The following is a 24,922-nucleotide window of genomic DNA, read 5'->3' as shown; positions in this document are numbered from 1 at the left end:
CATCATCAAGTAAAATATCATCTAAATCATCGAGGTCATCAAGGTCATCTAGCGAGTCATCATCACTGTCATCTAAGTGAATTACATCTTCATCATTCTCTTCGAGTAGGTCTATAGAAAGGTCATCATCAAGTGATAATTCATCGTCCAACGATAACTCATCATCAAGTGAAAGATTTTCATCTTCCTGAATATCTGCCTCAAGCGCTATATCACTTGCTTTATCTACTTTCGATTTAGATTTTTCTATCGGTTTGTCATCAAAGGATATTTCATCCTGTGCCGGTGCAATTTTTTGTCTTTTGTAAAAGAGGACTAACACAAATAAAAATAGCATTGTTAACAAGGTTATTATTGAACCAATAAACCAGGTACTTGAAAAGAAATTGTCTTTTTCTAGGGCTGCTTGTTGTTTTTCTAGAAGTAACTCTTCCTCTCTTGCTTGTGCTTTAGCAAGTAGGGCTTGCTGCAATTTTATCATGTCGTCCATTTGCAGCTTAATTTCTTTACTTTTAGCAACCTCTTTTTGCATGGTGTTAAGTTGATCGTTAAATGAAGACAAACGCTGACGTAATGCTTCATTTTCTTTTAAAATAGCTTGTAATCCACCAATAGAATCTAAAACATCATTTTGAATATTTTCTAAGCGCTTCTGTTGTTCTGTATCTATTTTTGTTAATTGATCATTGATTTCAATTTTTACGGTATCTAAATCTTGCTTATTAGCATTTGGAATTTCAGGTGTCGATTTTTTTGCCGTTTTACTTGGTTGTATTTTCCCCCAAGCTTTATCATCTTCGCTCGATTTCTGTTTGGCTGCACGCGTATCAACTGACATCATGCGTTCAAATGAAGGAATGGTTAAATACTGACCTTCAACTAAGTGATTTAAATTTCCATCAACGAAGGCAGCAGGGTTTGCTTGATACAGTGCTTGCATCACTTGATAAACTGATAAGCGTTTGTCTGGACGAACCGTCAACGCGATTTTCCATAACGTATCTCGTTGAGTTATTGGCCCATAACGTTCATAAGGAAAAACATCGCTGCTTTTGGGTCCTCGCATACGAATGCCGCGCTCTTGCGGAGCCACTTCTTCAGCAAAAACAGGAAAGCCAATAGTGAAAACACTCGTGGTGATAATGCTCAGGCTTAATATACTAATGATTGGTACACTAAGAACAACCTGTCGAAAACACAGGCGTAATAATTTTTGCATCAAAGTTTCCTAATTATTATTTTATTCACAAAATTAGCTCTTTGTCATTTATTTGACAAAATGAAAATGAAAGTGGCGTTAAAAAACAAAGCAATTTTCATTCCACCTAATACGTCCCTGCTAAAAATCGTACTAGTTTGGATTCTTAATAATCATATCAAATTCAAAAAAAATATCTTAGTCTTTTGAGAAAATTAAATAAAAAAACTCGCGATTAACACAGACTATCTTATGTTAACGGCGAGTTTTTAATTTTCTAAAGAGAATGTTACTGAAATATAAGAATTTAATTATAAATTCAAGAAGTCACTCTTTTATTCTTAACTTAAATAATCTTTAATTAATAATTCTGCTATTTGAACACTATTAGTTGCCGCACCTTTACGGACATTATCGGCAACAATCCACATGTTTATTCCACAATTATGGCTTATATCTTCACGAATTCGACCGACAAAAGTTTCATCCTTACCACTAGCATTACCAATTTGTGTAGGGAAATCTTCATCATTTCGACAAACAACGATACCTGGTGCTTGTGATAACAAATCTTTTACTTCTTCTGCAGAAATAGGTGAATTTGTTTCAATATGCAAAGATTCTCCGTGACCAAAAAATACAGGTACGCGTACTGCGGTAGGGTTAACTAATATATTATCATCACCTAATATTTTCTTTGTTTCCCACACCATTTTCATTTCTTCTTTGGTGTAGCCATTTTCAAGAAACACATCAATTTGAGGAATAACATTAAAAGCAATTTGGCGAGAAAAGTTTTTCGTTTCTACTGGCTTACCACTGAGTAAATCTGCTGTTTGTTTTGCTAGCTCGTCCATAGCGGCTTTACCACCACCAGAAACAGATTGATAGGTACATACGTTTACACGGCTAATACCAACTGCATCATGAAGTGGTTTTAATGCCACCATCATTTGAATAGTAGAGCAGTTAGGGTTTGCAATAATATTACGATTGCGATATTCAGCTAATGCTTGAGGGTTTACTTCTGGTACTACTAAGGGAATATCGTCGTCGTAGCGAAATTCAGACGTGTTATCAATAACAATACAGCCAGCTTCACCCGCAATAGGCGCATATTTAGCAGATGTAGCACCGCCGGCAGAGAAGAAACCTATTTGCGCCAAACTCCAATCAAAATTGTCTGCATCAAGCACTTCAATGCTTTCGCCATTAAATTCAACAAATTCGCCTGCAGAACGAGCACTTGCTAAAGGGTATAATTTGTTAATTGGGAAATCTCTTTCGGCTAAGATTTCCATAATGGTTTTGCCAACTAGCCCTGTTGCGCCAAGTATGCATACATCAAATTTCTGTGCCATGATCCTCTCTCTTTTTTCATTAAAGTTAGCTAGGCTAACGCTAGTTATGTTTTGTTAAAACCTAAGTGATGTGGCACATCACTTAGGGCATTTGGTAATAAGGTAACTTGTACCGATGAAAACTCCCGTCTTACCGGGTAATTTTTTCTGAGGCTATCAAAACCTTGACTTGCTATCTGTTGACGAAATATTGCATCATCTCGTCTAACATCGTAAACCATTTTAACCAGTTGGTTTAGTATTACTTCATTAAATTCTTGATTTAATTTAATCATTGAAATATTTGCGGGAGGTAAAAAGTTAACTAACTGATATTTATATTCAATACTACTTGAGTCTTGTTTCGCTATATGGTCACATAATGCCTGATAAAGCATTTCTGTGCCACGAGCTTTTCCTTCTAAGCTATAACCCGCAATGTGCGCAGTCGCTATTTCGGTATATTCAATAAGTGGCATTAATACATCAGGCTCACCTTCCCACACATCAAGTACTACTTTTAAACCGTGCCCTTGTTTTTTTAATGCTAATAACGCTTGGTTATCAATAACTTCACCACGACAAGCATTGATTATAATCTGGTCGTTTTTTAAATTATTTAACCGGCTTTTGTCTAATAAATGATAGGTTGGATGTTCACCCTCGATAACTTTAGGTACATGCAACGAAATAACATCACACTTTAGTACTTCTTCTAATGATGAAAAAACTCTATTATCATTTTTAGATTGTTCAAGTAACGGGTCACAAATTATATAGTCAATACCTAAAGCAGTTAACTTTTCACTTAAACGCGTTCCTGTATTACCACCACCAACAATACCAACGCTAAATTTTTGTATATCTAATTGGTAGCGCTCAGCTAAAATCACTAAACTACTTATTACATACTCTGCTACAGATATTGCATTGCAACCTGGGGCTGAATGAAATGTTATATCACGGTCATTTAAATAGGCTTGATCAATATGGTCCGTTCCAATGGTTGCGGTACCCACAAAGCTGATTTTGTTATTATTTTTCAATAACGCTTCATTGACCTTAGTAATTGACCGCACTAATAGAACATCGGCATCTAATACTTGTTCCGCAGTTAAGTCTCGCCCAGAGAAAGGAATAAGTTCCTCAGCCTTACAAAAATCACTGAAAAAATCGTTAGCATAAGGCATGTTTTCATCAAAAAATATTTTCATTAACTTTGTATAAACATCATAAGAATTGTAAGAAATATAATCGCTAAATTATAAGTAATGTCGGCTTACTCAGCTAGAAATAATAAAGCCATATTGAGTAATACCAATATGACTTTATTTGGAACACTATAAAAGAGTAACTCAGCAGCTTTTGCTAACCTTTATATTTTTGCATTACCAAGGTTGCATTTGTTCCGCCAAAACCAAAGCTATTCGACATAACTAAGTTCAGTTCAGCATCACGTTTTTCAGTTACAATGTCCAAGCCTTGTGCTTGCTCATCTAAATTATCAATATTAATGGAAGGTGCTACAAAGCTATTTTCCATCATTAAAATAGAGTAAATAGCTTCATGTACACCTGCCGCGCCTAATGCATGACCTGTCATCGCTTTCGTTGCACTAATTGTTGGTGATTTTTCACCAAATAATTCTTGAATTGCACCAAGTTCTTTAACATCACCTACCGGCGTTGACGTTCCGTGAGTATTTAAATAATCAATCTCACCTTCAACGCCTTGCATAGCTTGCTGCATACAACGTACTGCGCCTTCACCACTAGGGGCTACCATATCATAACCGTCAGATGTTGCACCATATCCCACTATTTCAGCATAAATATGTGCGCCACGGGCAAGTGCATGCTCAAGCTCTTCAACCACAACCATGCCACCACCGCCAGAAATAACAAATCCATCACGGTCTGCATCATAGGTGCGAGAGGCTAACTCCGGTGTTTCATTTCGACCAGAAGATAAAGCACCCATACCATCAAACATCATAGCAAGTGACCAATCAACTTCTTCACCACCGCCGGCAAATACTACATCTTGTTTACCTAGTTGAATAAGTTCCATTGCATGACCAATACAGTGAGCACTTGTTGCACACGCAGAGCTAATAGAGTAATTAACCCCTTTAATTTTAAAAGGTGTTGCTAAACAGGCTGAAACGGTACTGCTCATCGTTTTAGGCACCGCATAAGGACCCACTCGACGAATACCACGACTTCTAAGGGTATCACTAGAAGCAACAATATTAGCTGATGATGCTCCCCCTGAACCTGCAACAATACCAGTACGAACATCAGATACTTGTTCTGGCGTTAATGCTGAATCTTTAATAGCTTGGTCCATCGCAATATAGGCATAACCTGCTGCATCCCCCATAAAACGTAGTGCTTTACGATCTATATGTTCTGCAATATCAATGTCTGGCTTACCCCAAACATTACTTTTTAAACCTTGTTCAGCAAAACTTTCTGAGTAAGTAATGCCTGATTTCCCTGACTTTAAAGAGGATAAAACCTCATCTGCATTATTACCAATGCTAGATACAATACCGATACCGGTGATCACTACACGTTTCATTTAAACAACCATTGTTTCGTAAAAATTAAATATAAATTCGAATTTTGAAAATCCAAAGCATTATACTGAACTTAATCAATTAACTGGTACAATAAGTTACCCTATAAGCAAATAAATTATAAAATCCGGCGTACACTTGTACGCTATAATATATTTTTACTCAAAGAATATCTACGCTCTTGATGCAATATAAACACAATAACTATGATATCAAGCAATATATCGAGTAAAATATGCCAAATATTTACTATTGATCAGAGCTTGTTTTGCCAAAAAAAGTTACTCACGCCCCCAAATTAATCTTTCAAGAAGATGGCACCCCCTATTCTAGCCAATTTAATGATATTTATTTTGACAGTGAATCAGGTTATCAACAAAGTGAACAAGTATTTTTATGCGGCAACAATATTAGTAAGCGAATAAAAAAGGCAAGAGAACGTTTCGTGATTGGAGAAACAGGTTTTGGCACCGGGCTTAACTTTCTATTAACACTTCAAGCTTACCATGCAATACAGCAAGAAAGTCCCAATCAAATAGTCCCAAAATTATCTTTTATAAGTATTGAAAAATACCCACTAGCTATAGAACAGTTGCAACAATCACTTAAAGCATTTCCACAGCTACGTACTTTTATCGACTTACTACTGGCTCAGTATCCTATATTATCAAATGACGAAAATACACTCAAAGAGTTCACCTTTAGCTTCTTTAACAATCAAGTTACGCTCAAGCTAATCATTAATGATGCAGCTAACGGCTTAGCAAATATAACGTCACGCAAACAGGGCCTTGTTGATGCATGGTATCTTGATGGTTTTTCTCCTGCTAAAAACCCAGAGATGTGGAGCGAAGCATTATTTGAACAAATAGGCAGATTATCTAAACCACAGGCAACTATAGCAACATTTACCGTTCTTTGGTTTTGTAAAGCGCCATATGCAAAGAATTGGTTTTCGTACCCAGAAAAAAGACTTTATCGGTAATAAGCATGAAATGTTAACCGGGGTTTTTCAACAAAATCCTAATTCAACGAAAGGTTATCAGCTTCGTCCGACGCTAATAAAACCGCAACATGTCAGTATTATAGGTGGAGGAATAGCCTCTGCCTGTGCCTCGTTAGCATTAACGAAGCAAGGCATAAAAGTGACACTATATTGTAAAGATAACGATTTGGCTCAAGGTGCTTCAAGTAATGCCATAGGTGCCTTATATCCGCTATTGCATCAACAAGCAGACGACATAAGTTTATTCTATCAACAAGCTTTTTGGCGCGCTAAAGAAGTTTATAATAGCGTGATTGAACAAGGTTTCAATTTTCCTCATCAGTGGTGCGGCTTGCTAGATGTAGCCTATAAAGAGTCATTTGTTAAACGCCAACAAAAATTTGAAGAGTTAAAAACCTGGCCAAAAGACTTAATTCATGGCATTGACGCCTGTACCGCAAGTAAATTGGCAAATATTGAGTTAACTTATGGTGGTTTATTTATGCCTAAAGTCAGTTTGGATATCACCACAAGATGCCGTTAAACAGATAATTAGTGCTGCTAAAACAACCGGAAGACTTCGCATTGAACACAATACTTTAGTTACGAAAATTACGAAAATAGAGCAAAACACAACTTTACCTTCAAATCATAGCCATCTTAAAAATTGGCAATTATCCACGAACAAAGGAGACTTTGAAGCCAGTGTCGTTATTTTTTGTGGTGGCGCAGACATTATTAATTTCGATTGGCTAAATCAGTTACCTTTTAGTTCAGTTCAAGGGCAAGTAACCAGTATGAAAACTAATGAAAACATTCAACCGCTTTCAACAGTTATTTGTCATAAAGGCTATTTAACTCCCCATCATAATAACATGCACTGTATTGGCGCTACATTTAATAAAGACAGCACCCGTATTACGACACTACCAGAAGAAGATGAATTTAATATCAATATGCTATCTACATGCATGCCTGAGCTTGCCAACTCAGTTAATTGGTCAAAACAAGATATAGCGAGCAGTAAATCAAGATTACGCTGTATGACACCAGATCATTTACCCATGGTTGGTCCTATGCCTGATATTAAAAAGCATATTGACACCTACCCACACTTAGCAAAAGACAAAAACTGGAAATATAATCAAGTAGCCCCTGTGGTTGACAATTTATATATTATGATGGGATTCGGCGCAAGAGGCTTATGTTCAGCGCCATTAGCTGCAGACATTTTAACCGCTAACTTATGTGGAACTCCCTACCCTGTAGATAATGATATGTTGTTTAACTTAAGTCCAAATCGTTTTATTATTAGAGATATAATCAGACGAAAAAATAACATCAGCTAAGCAAAAAAAACCCTTAGTTTTTCACTAAGGGCTTTCATTATTCCATAAAACTTTTTACTGAACTATTGCTGTATTTTGCACTGAAATCAAATGACCATCGCTATTAAAGAAGTTAGCAACTTGGCTTTGCATTTCGGCTGTTGTAGCGCCTGTCATTAACGGATCTGGCGCTTCACCTCGAGATCCAACACCTGGGTCTAAAATTGAACCATGGTGCCCAAACAAGTAACGTACTGCACCAGAAACTGGTGTTTCGGCATTTTGTGTTGATTCAGAAACACTACCTAAACCTAATAGTGCAATAGCACCTTCAGTACCACCAAATGGCGTACTTGAAATTGAATTAGGGATAACTTGGTCACTTAAATTATCACTACCGTTACCAACCACTTCAATTAAATGTGTTGGTGTATTCGTTGCTGCCATCATAGACGCATAGTTAGCAGGATCTCCTGAATCGGTGACTGTTTGAGCTGCAAAAGCAAATTGCGCAAAGGTAGCATTCAATTCTGCCTGTTGATCCGTTGTTAGCAAGGCATAAAAGCCCAAATAATAGGTTACTAATTCAGCCGCACTTGGCTTCGTAGTACCCGGATGTGCTTGCGCAACATAACCTTGGAAAGCTTCTGAAGCTGCATAAGCTAAGTTTGACTTAACCACATTGCCAAATGCACCAGACTCCATTAAGAAGTTTGCAACCATCACACCCGGCATGGCAAGTGAATTTGTTTTTACGGCAAATAATGGATCAACTTGCGCATCTAGCGGAGTATTTGTTAAGGCTATAAAGTTCATACCAGTAATTGCACCTAAAGAGTGACCTAAGAAATGAACATTACTACCATCAACCTTAATTGCATTACCTTCAGCATGAACTCCTCCTAAGAAACTCAAGCCCAATCGTAAACCAAGTAAATCTGACGTTGATTGACGTAGGTTATCACGCGTAGTGAGTAAACTTGCTAAATTCATATAATGCGTCGCTTCAACAGTTGAGGCATTAATATCATCAACACCGTCACCATTAAGATCAAAACCACGGCTACCACCTGACATTAGTCCACCAAACACATCAGGATCACCATGTAGTGGATGATTAATAGCAACAGTTGCAAAACCATACACAGAAAGAATGCCGGTAAGACCTAACATGTCTTCTTTCTTAGAGGTAATACCATGTTGTAATATAACCACTGGCCGACCATTTTCAGGTTCAACCAAGTCAGCAGGTAAACCCAACCCTAATCGAACAGCATTCGCTACATTCACATCAGGTGTTGTCATTTGCACCGCAACAGCCATATCAGCGTTAGCCTTAGGTACTGGACTAAACTTAGTTAAGTGACGTTTAGCATCAAAACCAAGCGCCCTAAGGCCAGGGGCGGTAATTCTTTTGCTGCTGAAATAGCCATACAAGTGCCGTCATCAACACTCACAGGGGCTGCAGGAATAGTTTCAGCAGGAAGTTCACCGGCAGCAATTTTACCTGCTACGCCGGCTAATATAGCACCAGAATCACATAAAGATTTCCACCAATCATTCACAGGTGCCATTGGATTTTCAGCTGAAGGTACACCTAAATAATAAGGTAAAGTAATGCTACCTTGCATAAAGTTAGCTGCAGAATATAATGGCACTAAAGTTTCAGGGATTTTACCTGCTAAAATATTAGCAACTGACATACCCGTATCTTGCACACCAATGGTAGGCGTCCCATTCATCGCATTAGCAAGCATAGTTGGTACATTATTAGCCATTAATGCTTTCGCTGTTGCCAATACATCAACCGTAGACTGCGTAGTAAAAGCCATTGTATATATTAATGCATCCTTATCTGCACCCGCCGCCGCAATAGCATTTTCATAACTATTAATAACTCCCTGTAAGCCTTTTTGTGCGTCACTCCCTAATGGGTGAGTGCTAATATCCTGACGAACTAACTCATAAGTTGTAGAGCCGGAACCGATTTGCCGTTGTTGTCTTTTAAGTTATTAGTTAATGCTAAAATATAAGTCGTTTTCGCCTTTAATGGTTTTAAAGGGACAATGGCGACATTGTTTCCTGATGCTTTAGCGACAAAATCAACACCAAAAGTTAATTCACTCACAACAGTACATGCGGCACCACGCGGAACAGCTTCGCAACCTAGGTCACCACCCATTAATGTTTCAAATATTTGTACCGAAGCCGGATTAAATACCGAATTACCATCGAGAGATGCACCTTCAGGGAAGGTAATACCAAGAGAGAAAGGATTAGAAGTAGACCAACCATCAAGCGCACCTAATGCAGTTGAAGGATCAGCATAGTTAGGCGATTCAATTTCTTCGCCATCATCATTTTTTTCACCTGATATAATATTGCCGGCATCATCTTTCTTAACAGGTATGTGCAAAGTACCATCAGGAGTGTCCGAGAATAATAAATCATTTGGAACGGATAAAACGCCATTTGAAGGGTCGAATACAACTCTTGCAGAAGCGATGATTGGTGTGCCATTTTCAGCCACATCTTTTTTTACATCTTCGATTGTCTCATTATCACAACCACTTAAACTCAGTGCGCTGATAATGGCTAGACTAAGAACTAACTTTTTCATTTTATCTCCCCAATGCCTATTTATTTCTATTATTTTTTAATTAATAAGTATAATGCAATAAATTATTGCCCTGCCTACTTTATATCTAAAGGAGACATTATTTAACTAGTTAGACCAGTTAACAAACTTAACGCAAGCGCCGGCAATGTGCCAGTTGTTTTTTACATTTTTGTTAATTTTTCTCTCGTTATTAGAAATAAATCTAAGTAAAATGGCTATTATTCATTTATGAAAAATATTAAGACCTAAATTCGGATTAACAATGTTTGCATATACTATTAAAGAAAAAAGTTTAACCAATAAAATTATACTCGTGACAGGTCTTTGGAGCAGGCATAGGTAAGGAAGCTGCATTGTCTTATGCTAAACTCGGCGCAACGGTTATTTTATTAGGTAAAACAGTCATAAAGCTTGAAGCTGTCTATGATGAAATAATGTCACTTGGTTTAGCTGAACCGGCCATTATTCCATTAGACCTAAAAGGGGCAAGCAAACAAAATTATATTGATATGTCTGCGACGATTGCTAGTCAATATGGCAAATTAGATGGTGCTTTACTTAATGCATCCATATTAGGCGAATTAACCCCTTTCACTCAAATTCATGAACAAGTATTTGATGATGTAATGAAGGTAAACGTCACCGCACAATATTTATTAGCTCAAGCGCTTATTCCAACTTTACTGCTAGCAGATAATGCCTCATTAGTTTTTACCTCGTCTGGTGTTGGCAATAAAGGACGGGCTTACTGGGGAGCATACAGTATGTCTAAATTTGCCACAGAAGGCATGATGCAAGTGATAGCTGATGAGTATGAAAATTCGACTTTACGCACAAATGCTATTAACCCGGGAGCCACCAATACTAATATGCGTGCAAGTGCCTACCCTGCAGAAGATAAAAACAGTATAGCAACTGCCAATGATATTATGCCGCTTTATATTTATTTAATGTCTGATGACAGTTTAGATGTAAATGGACAAACTCTAAAAGCGCAATAACGTATTTAGCAAACGAAGAAAGTATACATTTGAATCCTTTCTTCGTTTGCAGAACTTACTGATAAATTACCTTAACTCTCTTCGTAAGATTTTACCTACATTCGTTTTAGGTAATTCATCTCTAAACTCCACCAATTTAGGTACTTTATAGTTAGTTAAATATTTATGACAATGCTTAATTAGCGTCTCTTCATCTAAATCTGGCTGCTTACGTACAACAAATATTTTCACCATTTCGCCAGAGGCACCATGTGGAACACCGACAGCAGCAGCTTCAACAACACCTTCATGCATCATAACGACTTCTTCTATTTCATTAGGAAACACATTAAAACCAGACACAATGATCATATCTTTTTTTCGGTCAACAATTTTAAAGAAACCCAATTCATCCATAAAAGCAATATCGCCCGTTGCCAACCAACCATCTTTTAAAATTTCAGCAGTCGCTTCTTCTCGATTATAATACCCTTTCATAACCTGTGGTCCTTTCACCCACATTTCTCCTGATTCCCCCATAGGAGCTTCAGTACCATCTTCTAGCATAATTTTAATATCTGTGGATGGGGCAGGTAAACCGATTGTACCATTATAGCTTTTTTGATTATATGGACTGATTGATACCATGGGACAACATTCAGTAAGACCATAACCTTCAAGTAATCTACACCCAGTCACCTTTTCCCAACGCTCGGCCACGGGACGTTGAACCGCCATCCCTCCTCCTAAAGACATTTTTAAATCTGAAAAATCTAAATCAGTAAAACCTGGGGTATTTAATAAGCCATTAAATAAGGTATTCACGCCCGTAATCGCAGTAAAATCATATTTACCTAGCTCTTTCACGAATGCCGGCATATCACGAGGATTAGTAATCAATAAATTAGTACCACCTAACGTAAAAAAGGTTAGGCAGTTAGCCGTTAATGCAAAAATATGATACAACGGAAGTGCTGTCACTACCATTTCACCACTATCATCAAGCATGGGTCTGATAGCAGCTTTGGCTTGTTCTAAATTAGCAACCATATTTCGGTGTGTTAACATTGCACCTTTTGATACGCCTGTCGTACCGCCAGTATATTGTAAAAACGCAATATCATCCCCATTGAGCTCAACGGGAGTAAAAGTTAATGCTCTTCCCTTTGACAAAACGGCATTAAAACGAATAGCATCAGGTAAATTAAACGAGGGCACCATTTTTTTCACATATTTAACTACTACATTAACTAGCTTACCTTTCACCAAACCAAGACGGTCACCTAACGAGGTCAAAATAACATGTTCAATGGGTGTTTTACTCACGATATTTTCGAGGGTTTGTGCAAAATTTTCAATGATTAACATTGCTTTAGCACCAGAATCGTTAAGCTGATGTTCTAACTCTCGTTCTGTATATAAGGGATTTACATTAACCACAGTCAATCCGACCCGACAATGCACCAAATAATGCAATAGGATACTGTAACGTGTTAGGTACCATTATGGCGAATTTATCGCCTTTTTTAAGACCTAAATTTTGCTGCAAGTATGCAGCAAAAGCTGTGGCTTCTTCAGCAAGTTCAGCATAAGATATTTCTGCCCCCATATTAACAAAAGCAGTTCTTTCGCCATAGTGAGCAGTATACTTATTAAACATTGCAACTAACGAGGGGTATTTGTCTGGATTTATTTCAAATGGAACTCCAGGGGATAACTTTTTCTAGCCAAATTTTTTCCACAATACCTTCCTCATTATATTTTTCAGAACTATATGAAAGTGTAGTTCAGTGTTCGTACTTATGACTTCATTTTTATTGAAGTATTAAATTATTGCACTGTTTTATCAAATTTTAACTGATACTACCAGTTAAATTTAAACAGTTGTTTGAATTTTACTGGAAATTTCACTATTCACCTAAAAAATGCTTTATTAACTCAACAGTTTTCTCGGGTTGTTCCATATGAATATGATGCCCTCCGGCAAGTTCAATGCTAGAAAATTGATCAAACAAAGTGCCAAACACCTTAAGTCCTGAACTCACCATATCTAAACCTTCGCTGCCATAAATCAGTTGAACTGGACATTTTATATCACGGATAAACTGCTGTGCTTGCTTTAACGTTAAACGATATGGCGATGTGGAACGTAACCGAACGTCACTCCGCCAACGATATCCCTCTGCTTCTTTTATAATACCTCGTTCAACAAGCAATTGTGCCTGTTCATATTTAAGATCAGAAACATTAACGCGGGCTTTAATCGCAGAATCTATACTGAGATGGAAATTTTTCTTTTTAGCACCAAACAGCTGTTCTTTTAAGGTACTATTGTTAAAACGACTTAGCATGCCATCACGAAGTTGCTTAGTCGATTGCTCAGGTTCAGTACTGATAAAACCAATTGAATCGCTTAACGTAAGAGATTTTACTTTCTCTGGAAAAGCAGCAGCGAAAGCACTTGCCACCATTCCTCCCATCGAATGTGCAACAATATCAATTTGCTGCCAATGGTTTAATTCAAATAATTGCAGTAAATCATAAACCCAATCGATAAAATGATAATGCGCATCAAGGCTTTTATGACTTGAATTTCCGTGCCCTGGCCAGTCAATCGCCACGATATGTTTATTTGGCAACATTTTTTGAAAATAAGGCATTAAAGGTAAAAAACTCGCGGCATTATCAAGCCAACCATGCAAACATAGTACTATATTGTTATTGTCTTCACTTTTTTCACAGCCAGACACTAGTCCCTGCAATGAAATAGTTTCAAGCATGTAGTTAACTTCTTTTATACCATGGTCAGTGAGCATAGGGATCCTTATCTTTTTGATGATTTATAAAGTGAAAAAAGTGCTAACAAGGCAATAGTAAACCAAATAACGACCCATATAATTTCTGGTATAAAGGTCATGGATGCTAAAGCTGCACCATCCCCTAAATGACGTCCATCAAGTAGGTAAGTCAAGGCTTGATAAACTATTTAATAGAATAAGCAAACCAAATAATTGCATAACGCGTTGCAAATAATGTATCTTTTGCAGTTTTATAGTAAATAAAAATAATGTTGCTAATACACCTAATATGAGCCAAGTTAATAAATCTCGTCCCCAAAACACAATAGAGCAAATCAAAATAAAAAAGAGTAACATTGAAAAGCCTTGCGCTGCTTTCTGATGGATGCTCGATAACCGATAAACCCCCCCCCAAAGCGTGGCTCCCGCATAACCAGAAAAAGTTATCACAAAATTAATGCCGCCTTGTGTAGTACATAAACCGGCGCCATTAGCAAACAACTGAATACGTAATACATTTCCACCAGTTAATAAAGCCGCAATGCCATGACTAACTTCATGAAAATAGCTTTCTAACCAGTTAAATGGAATAGAAACAAGCGGTAATTGTTTAATAACAATTGCCAATATAAGCAAAATAAAAAAATGATACTTCTTTAAAAAAATAGAAGACTTAGCTTTATTATTATGTGAAGAAAAAGAAGGCATTGACACTCGATTTAGCATTAGAAAATTAAGATGAACTGATGATTTTGCTTAAAAATTAGCTAGGCTAACAGGTCAACACCAAACAGTTTTTGAACTGATTCACGTTCAGATAAATTACCAATAGCTTGATAGTGTGCTACGGCTATTTCATTTTTTGCTGACGGTTGATCTTGGTCAGCAGGAGAAAACTTAACATTATTTGACTGTGAAAAGGCTAATGGTGACGTTTGATTCTCTTTAAACTGTTCAATAGCTTGTTCATCAATAACTATTTCGGGTGTCACCCCTTTCGACGGTTGTCCTTGTGCTTTATTAACATCAAGCGAACGCACCGACTCGTTAATCGGTGTACTGGACTGAGAGCGAGTGCTTGCAGAGGATAATCTTCCAAGCATCGCTGTGGCGCTGTTGGCGCTAGAAATATTCATAACCTCAATTTAGCAAACTATTTATTTATAGGCAATTTATTCATAGCGCAATTTTGGTCCTTTTAGTTTGTATGTGTTGGCAATCTTAAAATATATATCGAATTATTAGTCGCTTATAGTGTTTAAGCGTTATTTACTGCCTAAACAGCGAAAGCAGGCACAATGATTTTTTGCAGTAAATCAAACGGGGCATCATCGCGCACTGTTAGCGTGCACTATGATAGCTAACTTACTCCTTTCCCGGCAATTTTTTCCATGAAACAGTATCACGTACATACACAGGTTGAGCATCTTCGGCATTCACGCCTTCGCCACGTTTAAGCGCAGCTATACCAATGACTAACATCGCTTCTGCACTGGGAAAAAGTATCTCTGGTGTACCAACATTCGTTTTAAGTGAGGATAAATGTCTTGGGTATGCATCCCACCCCGTACCAACACCATAAACGGGCGTTGTTACAATTTCATCTAAACGTTGATGGACTAACGCCGGTTCAGTAACCGCTTCATCTTGTTGATCTGCGAGTCTATGGGCTTGCATTATATTATATTGATCAAGTTCAAAATAACCGTTGTAAACTTCACCCATTCGAGCATCTATAGTAGCAAAAACCTTGGTTTCTTTGGCTTTAATAAAAGCTAATTGAGCCATGGCTTGTAAGCTTGACACACCAAAAACGGGTAAATCTGTAGCAAACGCTAACCCTTGCGCTACCCCCACACCAATACGAACGCCAGTAAAACTACCCGGACCACGCCCAAAAATTAAGCCATCACATTGTGATAACGTGATATTGGCTTCTTTAAGTAATTTATCCACCATAGGCAATAATTGTAAGCTATGAGATTGTGGGCATAATTCATAACAGCTATAAATTTTATTATTCACTTGTAAAGCGACTGAGCAAGCTTCTGTTGACGCATCAATGGCCAAATAATTCACTATGTTTTACCTTTTAAATTTTACGCACTATTTTAACAAAAACTTTAACGAATACTTTCAAGAAAAGTTATCGCCTTAGTTAAATCTCGGCTTCGTTTCATTTCGGGCAAACTCTTCAAAAAAGGTTTGCCCGTATGGACGATTCACTAAACGATTATCACAAATCACCATAACGCCGCGATCACTAACATCACGAATAAGTCGACCAACGCCTTGTTTCAATGAAATAACAGCTTGCGGAAGTTGAATTTGTGCAAAGGCATCTCCTCCCCGCCTTCTAACATCTTCACAGCGTGCTTGCAGTAAAGGATCATCGGGTGATGCAAAGGGTAATTTATCAATTATAACACAAGTAAGCTTATCGCCTCTTACGTCAATACCTTCCCAAAAACTTGCGGTAGCAAGCAATACCGCATTATCATTTTCTACAAACTTTTCTAATAAAATTCGTTTTGCCATTTGCCCTTGAACTAGTAAAGGGTTCTCAAGGTCATCCGCTAAAATTTCAGCAACCTGATTCATCACTCTATAACTAGTAAAAAGCATAAAACATGCGCCTTTGCTTGGCAATAATTAAAGGCTTTGCTAAGTGTGCTAAATGCCGCGCACGGTTTTTATCATTTGCTTCTGGTAAATAACGAGGCACAATTAACTGAGATTGTTGCGGATAGTCAAATGGGCTTTCAAGTAATAATTGATTAGCGCCATACAAACCTAAATGTTTGGAAAAATGATCAAAACTATTATCTACCGCTAGCGTTGCTGAGGTAAAGATCCACCCTGCTCCTGATTCTTTAACATAGGCACTGAATTTATCAGCAACACTTAGTGGCGTTAAATGCAACACAACATGCCTTGGTGTTGTTTCATACCAAAAACTCATGCCCTCAACATCGACATTAGTCATGACATTGTATTGCGCGAGTAATTTTACCGCCCTATCAAAACAACTATCAATGGCTTCATTACGAGAAACGCATAATTTTATTACTTGATATAAAAAATCCAAATCAATTTTTAATTGTTGATATTTTTGTTTAAATGATGGTTGCTGATATTTTTCTCGCCAATTGCCCCGTTCAGGATCATAGTGAAACAATAACCTAAATTCTTGGCAAGTTTTTTGTAATTTATCCGCCGCTAAACCTAATTGCTTCATGTCAGTGAGTTTGCTGCGATAAATTTGAGAAACATCAGTGCATAGATCTACAAGCCGGCGTGTGGAAAAAGCTTCACCAAAATAATCACTGGCGATATCGCCAATTTGATGCGCTTCATCAAAAATAACAACTTGAGCTTTAGGGATTAACTCACCAAAACCTGTATCTTTAAGTGCCATATCAGCAAAAAACAAATGATGGTTTACAACAATCAAATCGGCATCAATGGCTTTTTGTCTGGCTCTGACCAAGTAGCACTGTTCATATTCTGGACAGTCTTTTGCCAAACAATTATCTAATGAACTAGTAATAAAAGGGAACACACCTGAGTCTTCTGTAACATTAGTTAATTCGCCAATATCACCACTTTGAGTGGTATTCGCCCATGTTTTTACTTTCACTAAATCAGTAAGCGTATTGGCGTCTAACTGCCCACGTGTTTCTTGATATTGTGCTAAACGATACCGGCATAAATAATTCGCACGTCCCTTTAATAGCGCAACTTGCACATTACTCGCCAATGCTTTTTTAACTAAAGGAATATCTTTATGAAAGAGTTGTTCTTGTAGGTTTTTTGTGCCCGTTGAAACAATAATTTTGGTGTTCAGTTCATCACCACTTGAAGCCGAATTAACACTGAGAAATGCAGGTATGAGATAAGCAAAGGTTTTGCCTGTTCCCGTGCCTGCTTCAACAATAAGCGAAGAGTGCTTTTCAATGGCCATTGCCACTTCCAACGCCATATCAGTCTGCGCTTGTCGTGGAGAAAAACCGTCTATAGCCTTAGCTAAAGCGCCATTTTTAGAAAATGCTTGAGCAACTGAAGTCATTAGAAAACAAGTTATACAATAGAGAAATGAGAAGAATTGCCGATTATACTGTTTTATCACCAAACATAAAGACTAATCTAAAACAACAAAACATGAAAATTTGTAATACACTAAACATAAAGATCTAAATGTTTCACTCCGTCTTCAGATTCAGTAATACCTTTAGTATTTTTAGGCGCGGTGTCTTTATTTAAACCTTTACCTTCTTGAGCATTCCCCTCAGTTTCTTTTGTTGATATACAGTCTTGTTCATTATTTTGCGCCATACTCTCTTTACTTTCGCTATCGTGTTCTTTATTTAATTTTTCATCTTCACCCTTGTCATCCTCAAAGTAATAATCATGGTTTTCAAGATGATCTAAATCTTCTTTCAATTTACCTACTCGTGCATCTTTTAACAACGCCTTTACCTTTAAATTAGCAGGTTTGATAGGCACAGGTACAACGCGCGTTAATTGTGTAGTAAAAATATCCATAAATCCTCAATTTCAGCTGTTCAGGTTTATGTAATGTTAAGATTTAAAATAAGTTGCATTCTTATTTATCGTCAATTCCAAAGATAACTTTAATATTCGCAAATGTTAATACGAGCAAATAACGTACAAATCGAATACTATCTTCCCACTTATAAGAGAGTAATAACACAAGGTTTGTATCATAGAACAAATAATCATAAAAAAGTGTTATTTATTCCTTGAAGCTAATTGGGTTTATCAGTACTCTAACGCCATAGATAAAATCAATCATTTTAGTATACTTTGATTAAATTGAGTTTAACATATTATGACTTTTAACCTGAATAGCCGACATCACCATCATATGGACATACCCGTTCAGGTCTTTTATTACTTATTTTAATTAAAAGCACCGCGATGGGTAATGGCCTTTTCGTGGAGTTAAACTTAAGCACTATATTTATGAACCCCCGAAAGAGCCTTAAATCTTCCGGGGGTTTTTCGCATTTTAAGCCCCTGAAAATTGTATATACATATTTTTAGCATTAAAAACTTATCAATAGGAATTAAACACATGACAATATCAGCGCCACGTTTACGCATAGCAATGCAAAAATCAGGACGACTTAGTGACGACACTCAAGCACTTTTAAAACGTTGTGGATTAAAACTCAATGTTACTGACCGCCGCTTACTTGCCCACGTAAGTAACTTACCTATCGACATTATGCGCGTGCGTAGTAGCGATATTCCGGGCTTAGTAATGGATGGTGTTTGTGATTTAGGTATTGTTGGCGACAACACACTTGAAGAAGAAGAATTATCACGAGCATTGATTGGCAGCAAAAATGATTATATTAAAACAACGCCCTTAAATTTTGGTGAATGTCGTTTCTCAATAGCAATGCCTGAAGAGTTTGAATACACAGGTTTAGCTTGTCTTGATGGCTTGCGTTTCGCGACAACCTACCCTCAACTATTAAAACGTTTTGCAAAAGAAAACGGTATCAACGTTGAGTTTTGCTTATTAAAAGGCTCTGTTGAAGTTGCCCCTAGAGTTGGTTTAGCCGATGGTATTTGTGATTTAGTATCAACAGGTGCCACACTTGAAGCTAATGGTTTAAAAGAGGTCGCTGAAGTATTTCGTTCTAAAGCGTCACTTATTCAACGAGCAGAACCGTTAGGGGATGAAAAACAAGATATTTTAAATACCTTACTTCCACGTATTCAAGGTGTAATGAAAGCAAAAGAAAGCAAGTACATTATGCTACATGCACCCAAGGATAAAATTAGTGAAGTAAGCGCTTTAATGCCAGGCAAAGAAACACCAACTATTTTACCACTAGCAGGCAGAGAAGACTTAGTTGCTGTTCACGTTGTTGCGACTGAAACATTCTTTTGGGAAACCATGGAAAAACTAAAAGCGCTTGGCTGTAACTCCATACTCGTTATGCCAATAGAAAAAATGATGGGCTAGTCCGCGTTATAATTGACAATTCAGCGGTATTTTCCTTGAGGTTTGTTACCATTACGTAAAAGACGAATAGGTGGTAACAAACAACTTGACAGCTTTACTGAAATGCCAATTTTTTTTAGCGGATCTGAGTAATTAATTGTAAAAATAGAGAAAATTATGAATACCCAAATAATCGATTGGCAAACAATAACAACACAACAACAAAAAGATGCGCTTGCCCGCCCTGCCATTGCGGATAATGCCTTATTATCAACACAAGTCGCTAATATTTTATCCCAGGTACAAAAGCAAGGTGATAAAGCGTTGTTTTCGTTAACAGAGCAATTTGATGGTATTGCCTTATCAACGTTAAGAGTCACCCCTGAACAAGTAGAACAGGCAAAATTAGCATTAACAGACAAACGTTTAAAAGCAATAAACACGGCTTATGAACAAATAAAACGTTTTCATAGTGCCCAAACACCAAAAGATGTTTTTGTTGAAACTTGCCCAGGTGTTCGTTGTACCTTAAAAACGGAGTCAATTGAGAGTGTTGGTTTATATATTCCGGTTGGCAGTGCGCCATTACCTTCTACAGTATTAATGTTAGGTGTACCGGCACAACTTGCAGGTTGCAAACGCACTGCATTAGTTTGCCCTCCTGATAAAAATGGTCAGTTGGCCAATGAGGTATTAGTGGCTGCTTCACTTTGTGAAATCACTGAAATTTATACTATTGGTGGTGCACAAGCTATTGCTGCTCTTGCTTATGGCACAGAAAGTATCCCTGCGGTTAATAAAGTATTCGGTCCTGGCAACCGTTATGTAACCGAAGCAAAAAAACAATTATCTCAACAAGTAGCAGGTTTTACTATAGATATGCCTGCCGGGCCTTCAGAAGTACTGGTAATTGGCGATGAACAAGCAAACGCTGCATTTATTGCTGCTGATTTATTATCACAAGCCGAACACGGCGCTGATAGCCAAGTAATTTTGTTAACTGACAGTAAAAAATTGATAGACGAAGTTGCCCTTGAACTTGAAAAGCAAGTGGTATTATTAACTAGAGAGAGCATTGCGAACCAAGCATTAAAACAATCTCGACTCATTTTGACTAAAGATATGGCACAAGCCGTTGAAGTATCAAATTTGTATGGTCCTGAGCATTTAATTATTCAAACTGAAACACCGCAAGAATTATTAAGCAATTTACGTAATGCTTTGGTTCTATCTTTGTAGGTGCATACACACCAGAGTCAGCTGGGGATTACGCTAGCGGAACTAACCATGTTTTGCCAACCTATGGTTATTCCAAAGTAATTTCAAGCTTATCCTTAGCCGATTTTTCTCGTCGGTATACCGTACAAGAAATTACCAGAACTGGTTTAGAAAACCTTGCAGAATGCATTATTGAATTAACAGATGCTGAGGGATTAGATGCCCACCAAAGAGCCGTTACTATTCGCTTAGAAGCAGGTAAATAAAATGTCGATAGCAAACAAATTAGCACGGGCAGAGCTCGTTGAAATGGTGCCCTATCAGTCTGCTAGACGATTATTTGCTAGTGGTGATGCAGCACAAGCTAATAACAAAACATGGCTCAATGCCAACGAAGCGCCGGGAAAAGGTGAATATCAAGTAAGTAGCCAAAACATTAACCGTTACCCTGATTTTCAGCCCGATAGCCTACTAAATGCTTACAGTCATTATTGTGGTCTTGAGCGCACTCAGATATTAGCTACCCGCGGTGCAGATGAAGGCATAGAACTGATAATTCGTAGCTTTTGCCGTGCTTACCAAGATAGTATTTTAATCTGCCCCCCTACTTATGGTATGTATGCTATAAGCGCAGAAAATCATGGTGCAAGTGTCGTTACCGTTCCGTTGATAGATAACATACTTGATCTCGAAGGCCTACAACATCAAGTAGGTAAAGTAAAAGTGGTATTTTTATGCTCTCCAGGCAACCCTACTGGTAACCTATTGCCAAAAGAGCAAATAATCAAAGCAATTGAGTTATTTAAAGACTCTGCCATTGTTGTTATAGATGAAGCTTATATTGAATTTTCGCCTGAACAAACCAAAACGGCTTTATTAAAAGAATATGATAATGTCATTGTACTAAGAACGTTATCAAAAGCCTTCGCTCTTGCCGGACTAAGATGTGGCTTTACACTAGCAAATACTGATATTATTACGCTATTAAGTAAAGTCATTGCACCTTACCCTATCTCAGCTCCTGTTGCAGAAATTGCTAGCCAAACACTAAACACTGGCATACAACAAATGACTCAACGGGTGCGCGAGTGTAACAAAATAAAAACAAGTATATCTATTTGGCTTAGTGAGCAAAGTCTGGTGTAGTCAAGTATACGCAAGTGATGCTAATTTTGTTTTATTCCGTTGTATTAATGAAAATGAAAAAACTCGCATTTTTAACTTATTAGTGAGTAAAAACATTTTAATCCGTGACCAATCTAAGCAACAACAACTAGAAAATTGTTTACGTATTAGTATTGGTAGTGAGCAAGAAATAACCCAACTTAAAGAAGTATTGTCATGAGCAAAAAACAACAAAAAATATTATTTATCGACCGTGATGGTACCTTAGTTGAAGAGCCTGCAATCGATAAACAACTTGATACACTAGAAAAATTAGTCTTTGAACCAAACGTTATTCCTGAACTATTAAAATTACAAGCTAAAGGATTTGTATTGGTTATGGTTTCTAATCAAGATGGTTTGGGAACAAGTAGTTTCCCACAAGCCGATTTTGATCTACCCCACAATAAAATGATGGCAATATTTTCATCACAAGGCATTGATTTTCAAGATGTTTTATTATGCCCTCACTTTGAAAAAGACAATTGTAATTGTCGTAAACCAAAACTGGGTTTAGTCAGTGACTATTTACAACAAGGTCGAGTTGATTTTACTAATTCCTATGTGATCGGTGATCGAGAAACAGACATGGGATTAGCGGCTAACATGGGCATTGTTGGAATAAAATATAATCGTGACAGCCTAAACTGGGCACAAGTCAGTGAGCAAATACTTGCCGCTACTGAAAACCCACGTACCGCAACGGTGGTAAGAACAACGAAAGAAACAGATATTACGGTTTCAGTCAATTTAGACAAAAAAGGTGGTAGTAGCATTGATACCGGTTTAGGCTTTTTCGATCATATGCTAGATCAAATAGCCACTCACGGCGGTTTCAATTTGCAGTGCCATGTCAGTGGTGATTATCATATCGATGAACATCACAGTGTTGAAGATACAGCCCTAGCATTAGGACAAGCATTAAAAGAAGCGTTGGGTGACAAACGCGGTATTGGCCGTTTTGGTTTTGTACTCCCCATGGATGAATGTCGTGCTGAATGTGCAATTGACTTATCTGGTCGACCTTGGCTTGAATTTGATGCCGAATTCACCTCAGAAAATGTTGGCACTATGTCTACACAGATGGTCCCACACTTTTTCCGTTCACTTGCTGATTCTATGTTAATTACATTGCACCTATCAACTAGCAAAGGTAATTGTCATCACCAAGTTGAAAGCTTATTTAAAGTTTTTGGTCGTGCATTAGGCCAGGCCATCAAAGTTGAAGGTGATGAATTACCTAGTTCAAAAGGAACGTTATAATGACTGAAATTCCTGTAAATAAAAATAGTTACACTAGCAAAAATGTCATTGTTGATACAGGTTGTGCTAACTTATCTTCTGTAAAATTCGCCGTTGAACGCTTAGGTTTCAACGTAACTATCACAGACGATATAGCATTAATTAAAGCCGCTGATAAAGTTATTCTTCCCGGTGTTGGTAGTGCTAAACATGCCATGAAAAATATAATTGAAAAGGGATTAGTAAAACCTTTACAAGAATTAACACAACCCGTATTAGGATTTTGTTTAGGCATGCAATTAATGACAGAATCATCCACTGAAGGCGGTAATGAGCAAGCAGTTGATTGCTTAGGGTTAATTCCAACTAAAGTTACACCACTTGATGCCCAAGCTAATCGCCTACCACACATGGGCCGGAATACGTTAACAAAAGTATCAGAACACCCTGTTTTAGGCGGCATAAATGTTGGTGATTATTTTTATTTTGTTCATAGTTTTGCCGCCCCTATTAGCAAATACACTTTAGCAAGCTGTGTATATGGTACTGAATTTTCAGCTATTATAGGTAAAGATAATTTTATAGGTTGCCAATTTCATCCTGAACGCTCAAGTGATTTAGGTAGTAGAATTATTAAAAACTTTTTAGAGCTCGACGCTACACTAATAAAACCGGAGTTAAGCAACTTATGATGATCCCTGCAATTGATTTAATTGGTGGTGAAGTTGTTCGTCTTTTTCAAGGCGATTATGCACAAAAAACCAATTACCAATACACAGTACAAGAACGTCAACAAGCTTATGCAGCATCGGGTGCTACTGTTATGCATTTTGTTGACTTAGATGGGGCAAAAGACAGTACTAAACGTCAATTATCTACACTTAAAACGGTAGTGAATCATGAAACCATGATCACTCAAGTTGGTGGCGGTATTCGCTGTGAAGAAGATGTGAAACAACTCCTTGAATTGGGTGCAACACGAGTAGTAATTGGCTCTCTTGCTATTAAACAACCAGAGTTAGTGATTGAATGGCTAAAATCTTATGGTGGTGAAAAAATTGTTTTAGCGCTCGATATTAAAATTGACGAACAAGGTAATAAAACCCTACCTACCCATGGTTGGATTGAAGACAGTGGTGTTAATCTAGAAGACCTACTTGACGCATACATTGAAGCAGGCATAAAACATATTTTATGCACTGACATCTCAAAAGACGGAACGCTTTCAGGCTCAAATGTTGATCTGTACATTGAGCTTTGTCAAAAGTACCCAAGTATTCAATGGCAAGCCTCTGGCGGTATTGGTTGTTTAGATGACATTAAAGCCTTGATTGGTACAGGCGTTAGCGGCGTTATTTTAGGACGTTCTCTGTTAGAAGGAAAGTTCACGCTTGAAGAAGCAATAGCTTGCGGCCTAGTACAAAATAATTTTCAATAATGTACTCTATGCTGATAGTGAATAAAAATGACTATCAGCATCTTACTAAG

General features: G+C 37.5%; 21 protein-coding genes and 4 pseudogenes. 11 read left to right on the top strand and 14 right to left on the bottom strand.

Translation table 11 applies throughout. The features are described 5' to 3' along the window. The 4 genes from L3081_RS09965 to fabB all read right to left on the bottom strand — a co-directional run. Window positions 1–1,219: FimV/HubP family polar landmark protein (locus tag L3081_RS09965; RefSeq protein ID WP_338027220.1), on the bottom strand; the 1,219-nt coding region annotated here is incomplete at its 3' end. 320 nt (window positions 1,220–1,539) lie between these two features. Further along, window positions 1,540–2,559, bottom strand: a complete 1,020-nt coding sequence (locus L3081_RS09960) for an aspartate-semialdehyde dehydrogenase (protein ID WP_242285416.1) — start codon at window positions 2,557–2,559, stop codon at window positions 1,540–1,542. A gap of 44 nt (window positions 2,560–2,603) precedes the next feature. Continuing rightward, complete coding sequence (locus tag L3081_RS09955; RefSeq protein WP_242285415.1) at window positions 2,604–3,752, bottom strand: 4-phosphoerythronate dehydrogenase; 1,149 nt, start codon at window positions 3,750–3,752, stop codon at window positions 2,604–2,606. 154 nt (window positions 3,753–3,906) lie between these two features. Beyond that, window positions 3,907–5,121 (bottom strand): beta-ketoacyl-ACP synthase I, encoded by a 1,215-nt coding sequence (fabB, locus tag L3081_RS09950; protein WP_242285413.1) that lies wholly within the window; start codon window positions 5,119–5,121, stop codon window positions 3,907–3,909. A gap of 266 nt (window positions 5,122–5,387) precedes the next feature. Between fabB and mnmC2 the strand changes: the two genes are divergently transcribed. The 3 genes from mnmC2 to mnmC1 are packed head-to-tail and all read left to right on the top strand — an operon-like array spanning window position 5,388 to window position 7,453. Next, window positions 5,388–6,104, top strand: a complete 717-nt coding sequence (mnmC2, locus tag L3081_RS09945; protein WP_242285411.1) for a tRNA (5-methylaminomethyl-2-thiouridine)(34)-methyltransferase MnmC2 — start codon at window positions 5,388–5,390, stop codon at window positions 6,102–6,104. Beyond that, complete coding sequence (locus L3081_RS26775; protein WP_274620403.1) at window positions 6,058–6,648, top strand: FAD-dependent oxidoreductase; 591 nt, start codon at window positions 6,058–6,060, stop codon at window positions 6,646–6,648. The genes mnmC2 and L3081_RS26775 overlap by 47 nt, the downstream gene beginning before the upstream one ends. Next, window positions 6,593–7,453, top strand: coding sequence for an FAD-dependent 5-carboxymethylaminomethyl-2-thiouridine(34) oxidoreductase MnmC1 (mnmC1, locus tag L3081_RS26770; protein ID WP_274620402.1), 861 nt, complete (start codon window positions 6,593–6,595; stop codon window positions 7,451–7,453). Before L3081_RS26775 ends, mnmC1 begins: the two co-directional genes overlap by 56 nt. Before the next feature lie 54 nt (window positions 7,454–7,507). Here mnmC1 and L3081_RS09935 read toward each other — a convergent pair whose 3' ends face one another. The 3 genes from L3081_RS09935 to L3081_RS26760 form a co-directional block, all read right to left on the bottom strand. Then, a complete protein-coding gene (locus tag L3081_RS09935; RefSeq protein ID WP_242285409.1) occupies window positions 7,508–8,869 on the bottom strand; it encodes a VolA/Pla-1 family phospholipase in 1,362 nt (453 codons plus the stop codon). Further along, entirely contained in the window at window positions 8,791–9,264 is a 474-nt protein-coding gene (locus L3081_RS26765) for a hypothetical protein (protein ID WP_476728548.1), read from the bottom strand. Before L3081_RS26765 ends, L3081_RS09935 begins: the two co-directional genes overlap by 79 nt. Before the next feature lie 125 nt (window positions 9,265–9,389). After that, entirely contained in the window at window positions 9,390–10,052 is a 663-nt protein-coding gene (locus tag L3081_RS26760; protein WP_274620401.1) for a hypothetical protein, read from the bottom strand. 262 nt (window positions 10,053–10,314) lie between these two features. On the opposite strand from L3081_RS26760, the pseudogene L3081_RS09925 reads away from it, so the two are divergent. Continuing rightward, window positions 10,315–11,053, top strand: a pseudogene (locus L3081_RS09925) (YciK family oxidoreductase). A gap of 66 nt (window positions 11,054–11,119) precedes the next feature. Here L3081_RS09925 and fadD read toward each other — a convergent pair. From fadD to L3081_RS09890, 7 genes and pseudogenes are all read right to left on the bottom strand, one after another. Then, window positions 11,120–12,774: pseudogene (gene fadD, locus L3081_RS09920) on the bottom strand (long-chain-fatty-acid--CoA ligase FadD). Window positions 12,775–12,942: 168 nt separating this feature from the next. Continuing rightward, the gene (locus tag L3081_RS09915) at window positions 12,943–13,848 is read right to left on the bottom strand and encodes an alpha/beta fold hydrolase (RefSeq protein WP_242285407.1); all 906 of its coding nucleotides are present in this window, start codon (window positions 13,846–13,848) and stop codon (window positions 12,943–12,945) included. A gap of 138 nt (window positions 13,849–13,986) precedes the next feature. Next, window positions 13,987–14,457: a M50 family metallopeptidase gene (locus L3081_RS09910; protein ID WP_242285405.1), complete on the bottom strand. Its 471-nt coding sequence runs from the start codon at window positions 14,455–14,457 to the stop codon at window positions 13,987–13,989. A gap of 140 nt (window positions 14,458–14,597) precedes the next feature. Next, window positions 14,598–14,966, bottom strand: coding sequence for a hypothetical protein (locus L3081_RS09905; protein ID WP_242285403.1), 369 nt, complete (start codon window positions 14,964–14,966; stop codon window positions 14,598–14,600). Window positions 14,967–15,195: 229 nt separating this feature from the next. Continuing rightward, complete coding sequence (gene tsaB / locus L3081_RS09900) at window positions 15,196–15,909, bottom strand: tRNA (adenosine(37)-N6)-threonylcarbamoyltransferase complex dimerization subunit type 1 TsaB (protein ID WP_242285400.1); 714 nt, start codon at window positions 15,907–15,909, stop codon at window positions 15,196–15,198. A 44-nt stretch (window positions 15,910–15,953) separates the two neighbouring features. Beyond that, a pseudogene (locus L3081_RS09895) lies at window positions 15,954–17,899 on the bottom strand (ATP-dependent DNA helicase). A 110-nt stretch (window positions 17,900–18,009) separates the two neighbouring features. Further along, window positions 18,010–18,375, bottom strand: a complete 366-nt coding sequence (locus L3081_RS09890) for a hypothetical protein (RefSeq protein WP_242285399.1) — start codon at window positions 18,373–18,375, stop codon at window positions 18,010–18,012. Between the two features lie 553 nt (window positions 18,376–18,928). Between L3081_RS09890 and hisG the strand changes: the two genes are divergently transcribed. From hisG to hisA, 7 genes and pseudogenes are all read left to right on the top strand, one after another. After that, window positions 18,929–19,831 carry an ATP phosphoribosyltransferase gene (gene hisG / locus L3081_RS09885; protein WP_242285396.1) on the top strand — a complete coding sequence of 301 codons (903 nt, stop codon included), beginning with the start codon at window positions 18,929–18,931 and terminating at the stop codon, window positions 19,829–19,831. Window positions 19,832–19,987: 156 nt separating this feature from the next. Next, window positions 19,988–21,294, top strand: a pseudogene (hisD, locus tag L3081_RS09880) (histidinol dehydrogenase). A gap of 1 nt (window position 21,295) precedes the next feature. Then, entirely contained in the window at window positions 21,296–22,174 is an 879-nt protein-coding gene (locus L3081_RS09875) for an aminotransferase class I/II-fold pyridoxal phosphate-dependent enzyme (RefSeq protein WP_338027218.1), read from the top strand. After that, window positions 22,155–22,373, top strand: coding sequence for a hypothetical protein (locus tag L3081_RS28190; protein ID WP_338027216.1), 219 nt, complete (start codon window positions 22,155–22,157; stop codon window positions 22,371–22,373). The genes L3081_RS09875 and L3081_RS28190 overlap by 20 nt, the downstream gene beginning before the upstream one ends. Continuing rightward, complete coding sequence (gene hisB / locus L3081_RS09870; protein ID WP_242285394.1) at window positions 22,370–23,455, top strand: bifunctional histidinol-phosphatase/imidazoleglycerol-phosphate dehydratase HisB; 1,086 nt, start codon at window positions 22,370–22,372, stop codon at window positions 23,453–23,455. Before L3081_RS28190 ends, hisB begins: the two co-directional genes overlap by 4 nt. Next, entirely contained in the window at window positions 23,455–24,126 is a 672-nt protein-coding gene (hisH, locus tag L3081_RS09865) for an imidazole glycerol phosphate synthase subunit HisH (RefSeq protein ID WP_242285391.1), read from the top strand. The genes hisB and hisH overlap by 1 nt, the downstream gene beginning before the upstream one ends. Continuing rightward, the gene (gene hisA, locus L3081_RS09860; RefSeq protein ID WP_242285372.1) at window positions 24,123–24,872 is read left to right on the top strand and encodes a 1-(5-phosphoribosyl)-5-[(5-phosphoribosylamino)methylideneamino]imidazole-4-carboxamide isomerase; all 750 of its coding nucleotides are present in this window, start codon (window positions 24,123–24,125) and stop codon (window positions 24,870–24,872) included. The genes hisH and hisA overlap by 4 nt, the downstream gene beginning before the upstream one ends. Window positions 24,873–24,922: the final 50 nt, after the last annotated feature.

Source organism: Colwellia maritima, from assembly GCF_022669015.1.
In the GTDB taxonomy this organism is placed as follows: domain Bacteria; phylum Pseudomonadota; class Gammaproteobacteria; order Enterobacterales; family Alteromonadaceae; genus Colwellia; species Colwellia maritima.
The sequence above is the reverse complement of the archived record's forward strand: the minus strand, read 5'-3'. Positions and strand labels throughout refer to the sequence as shown.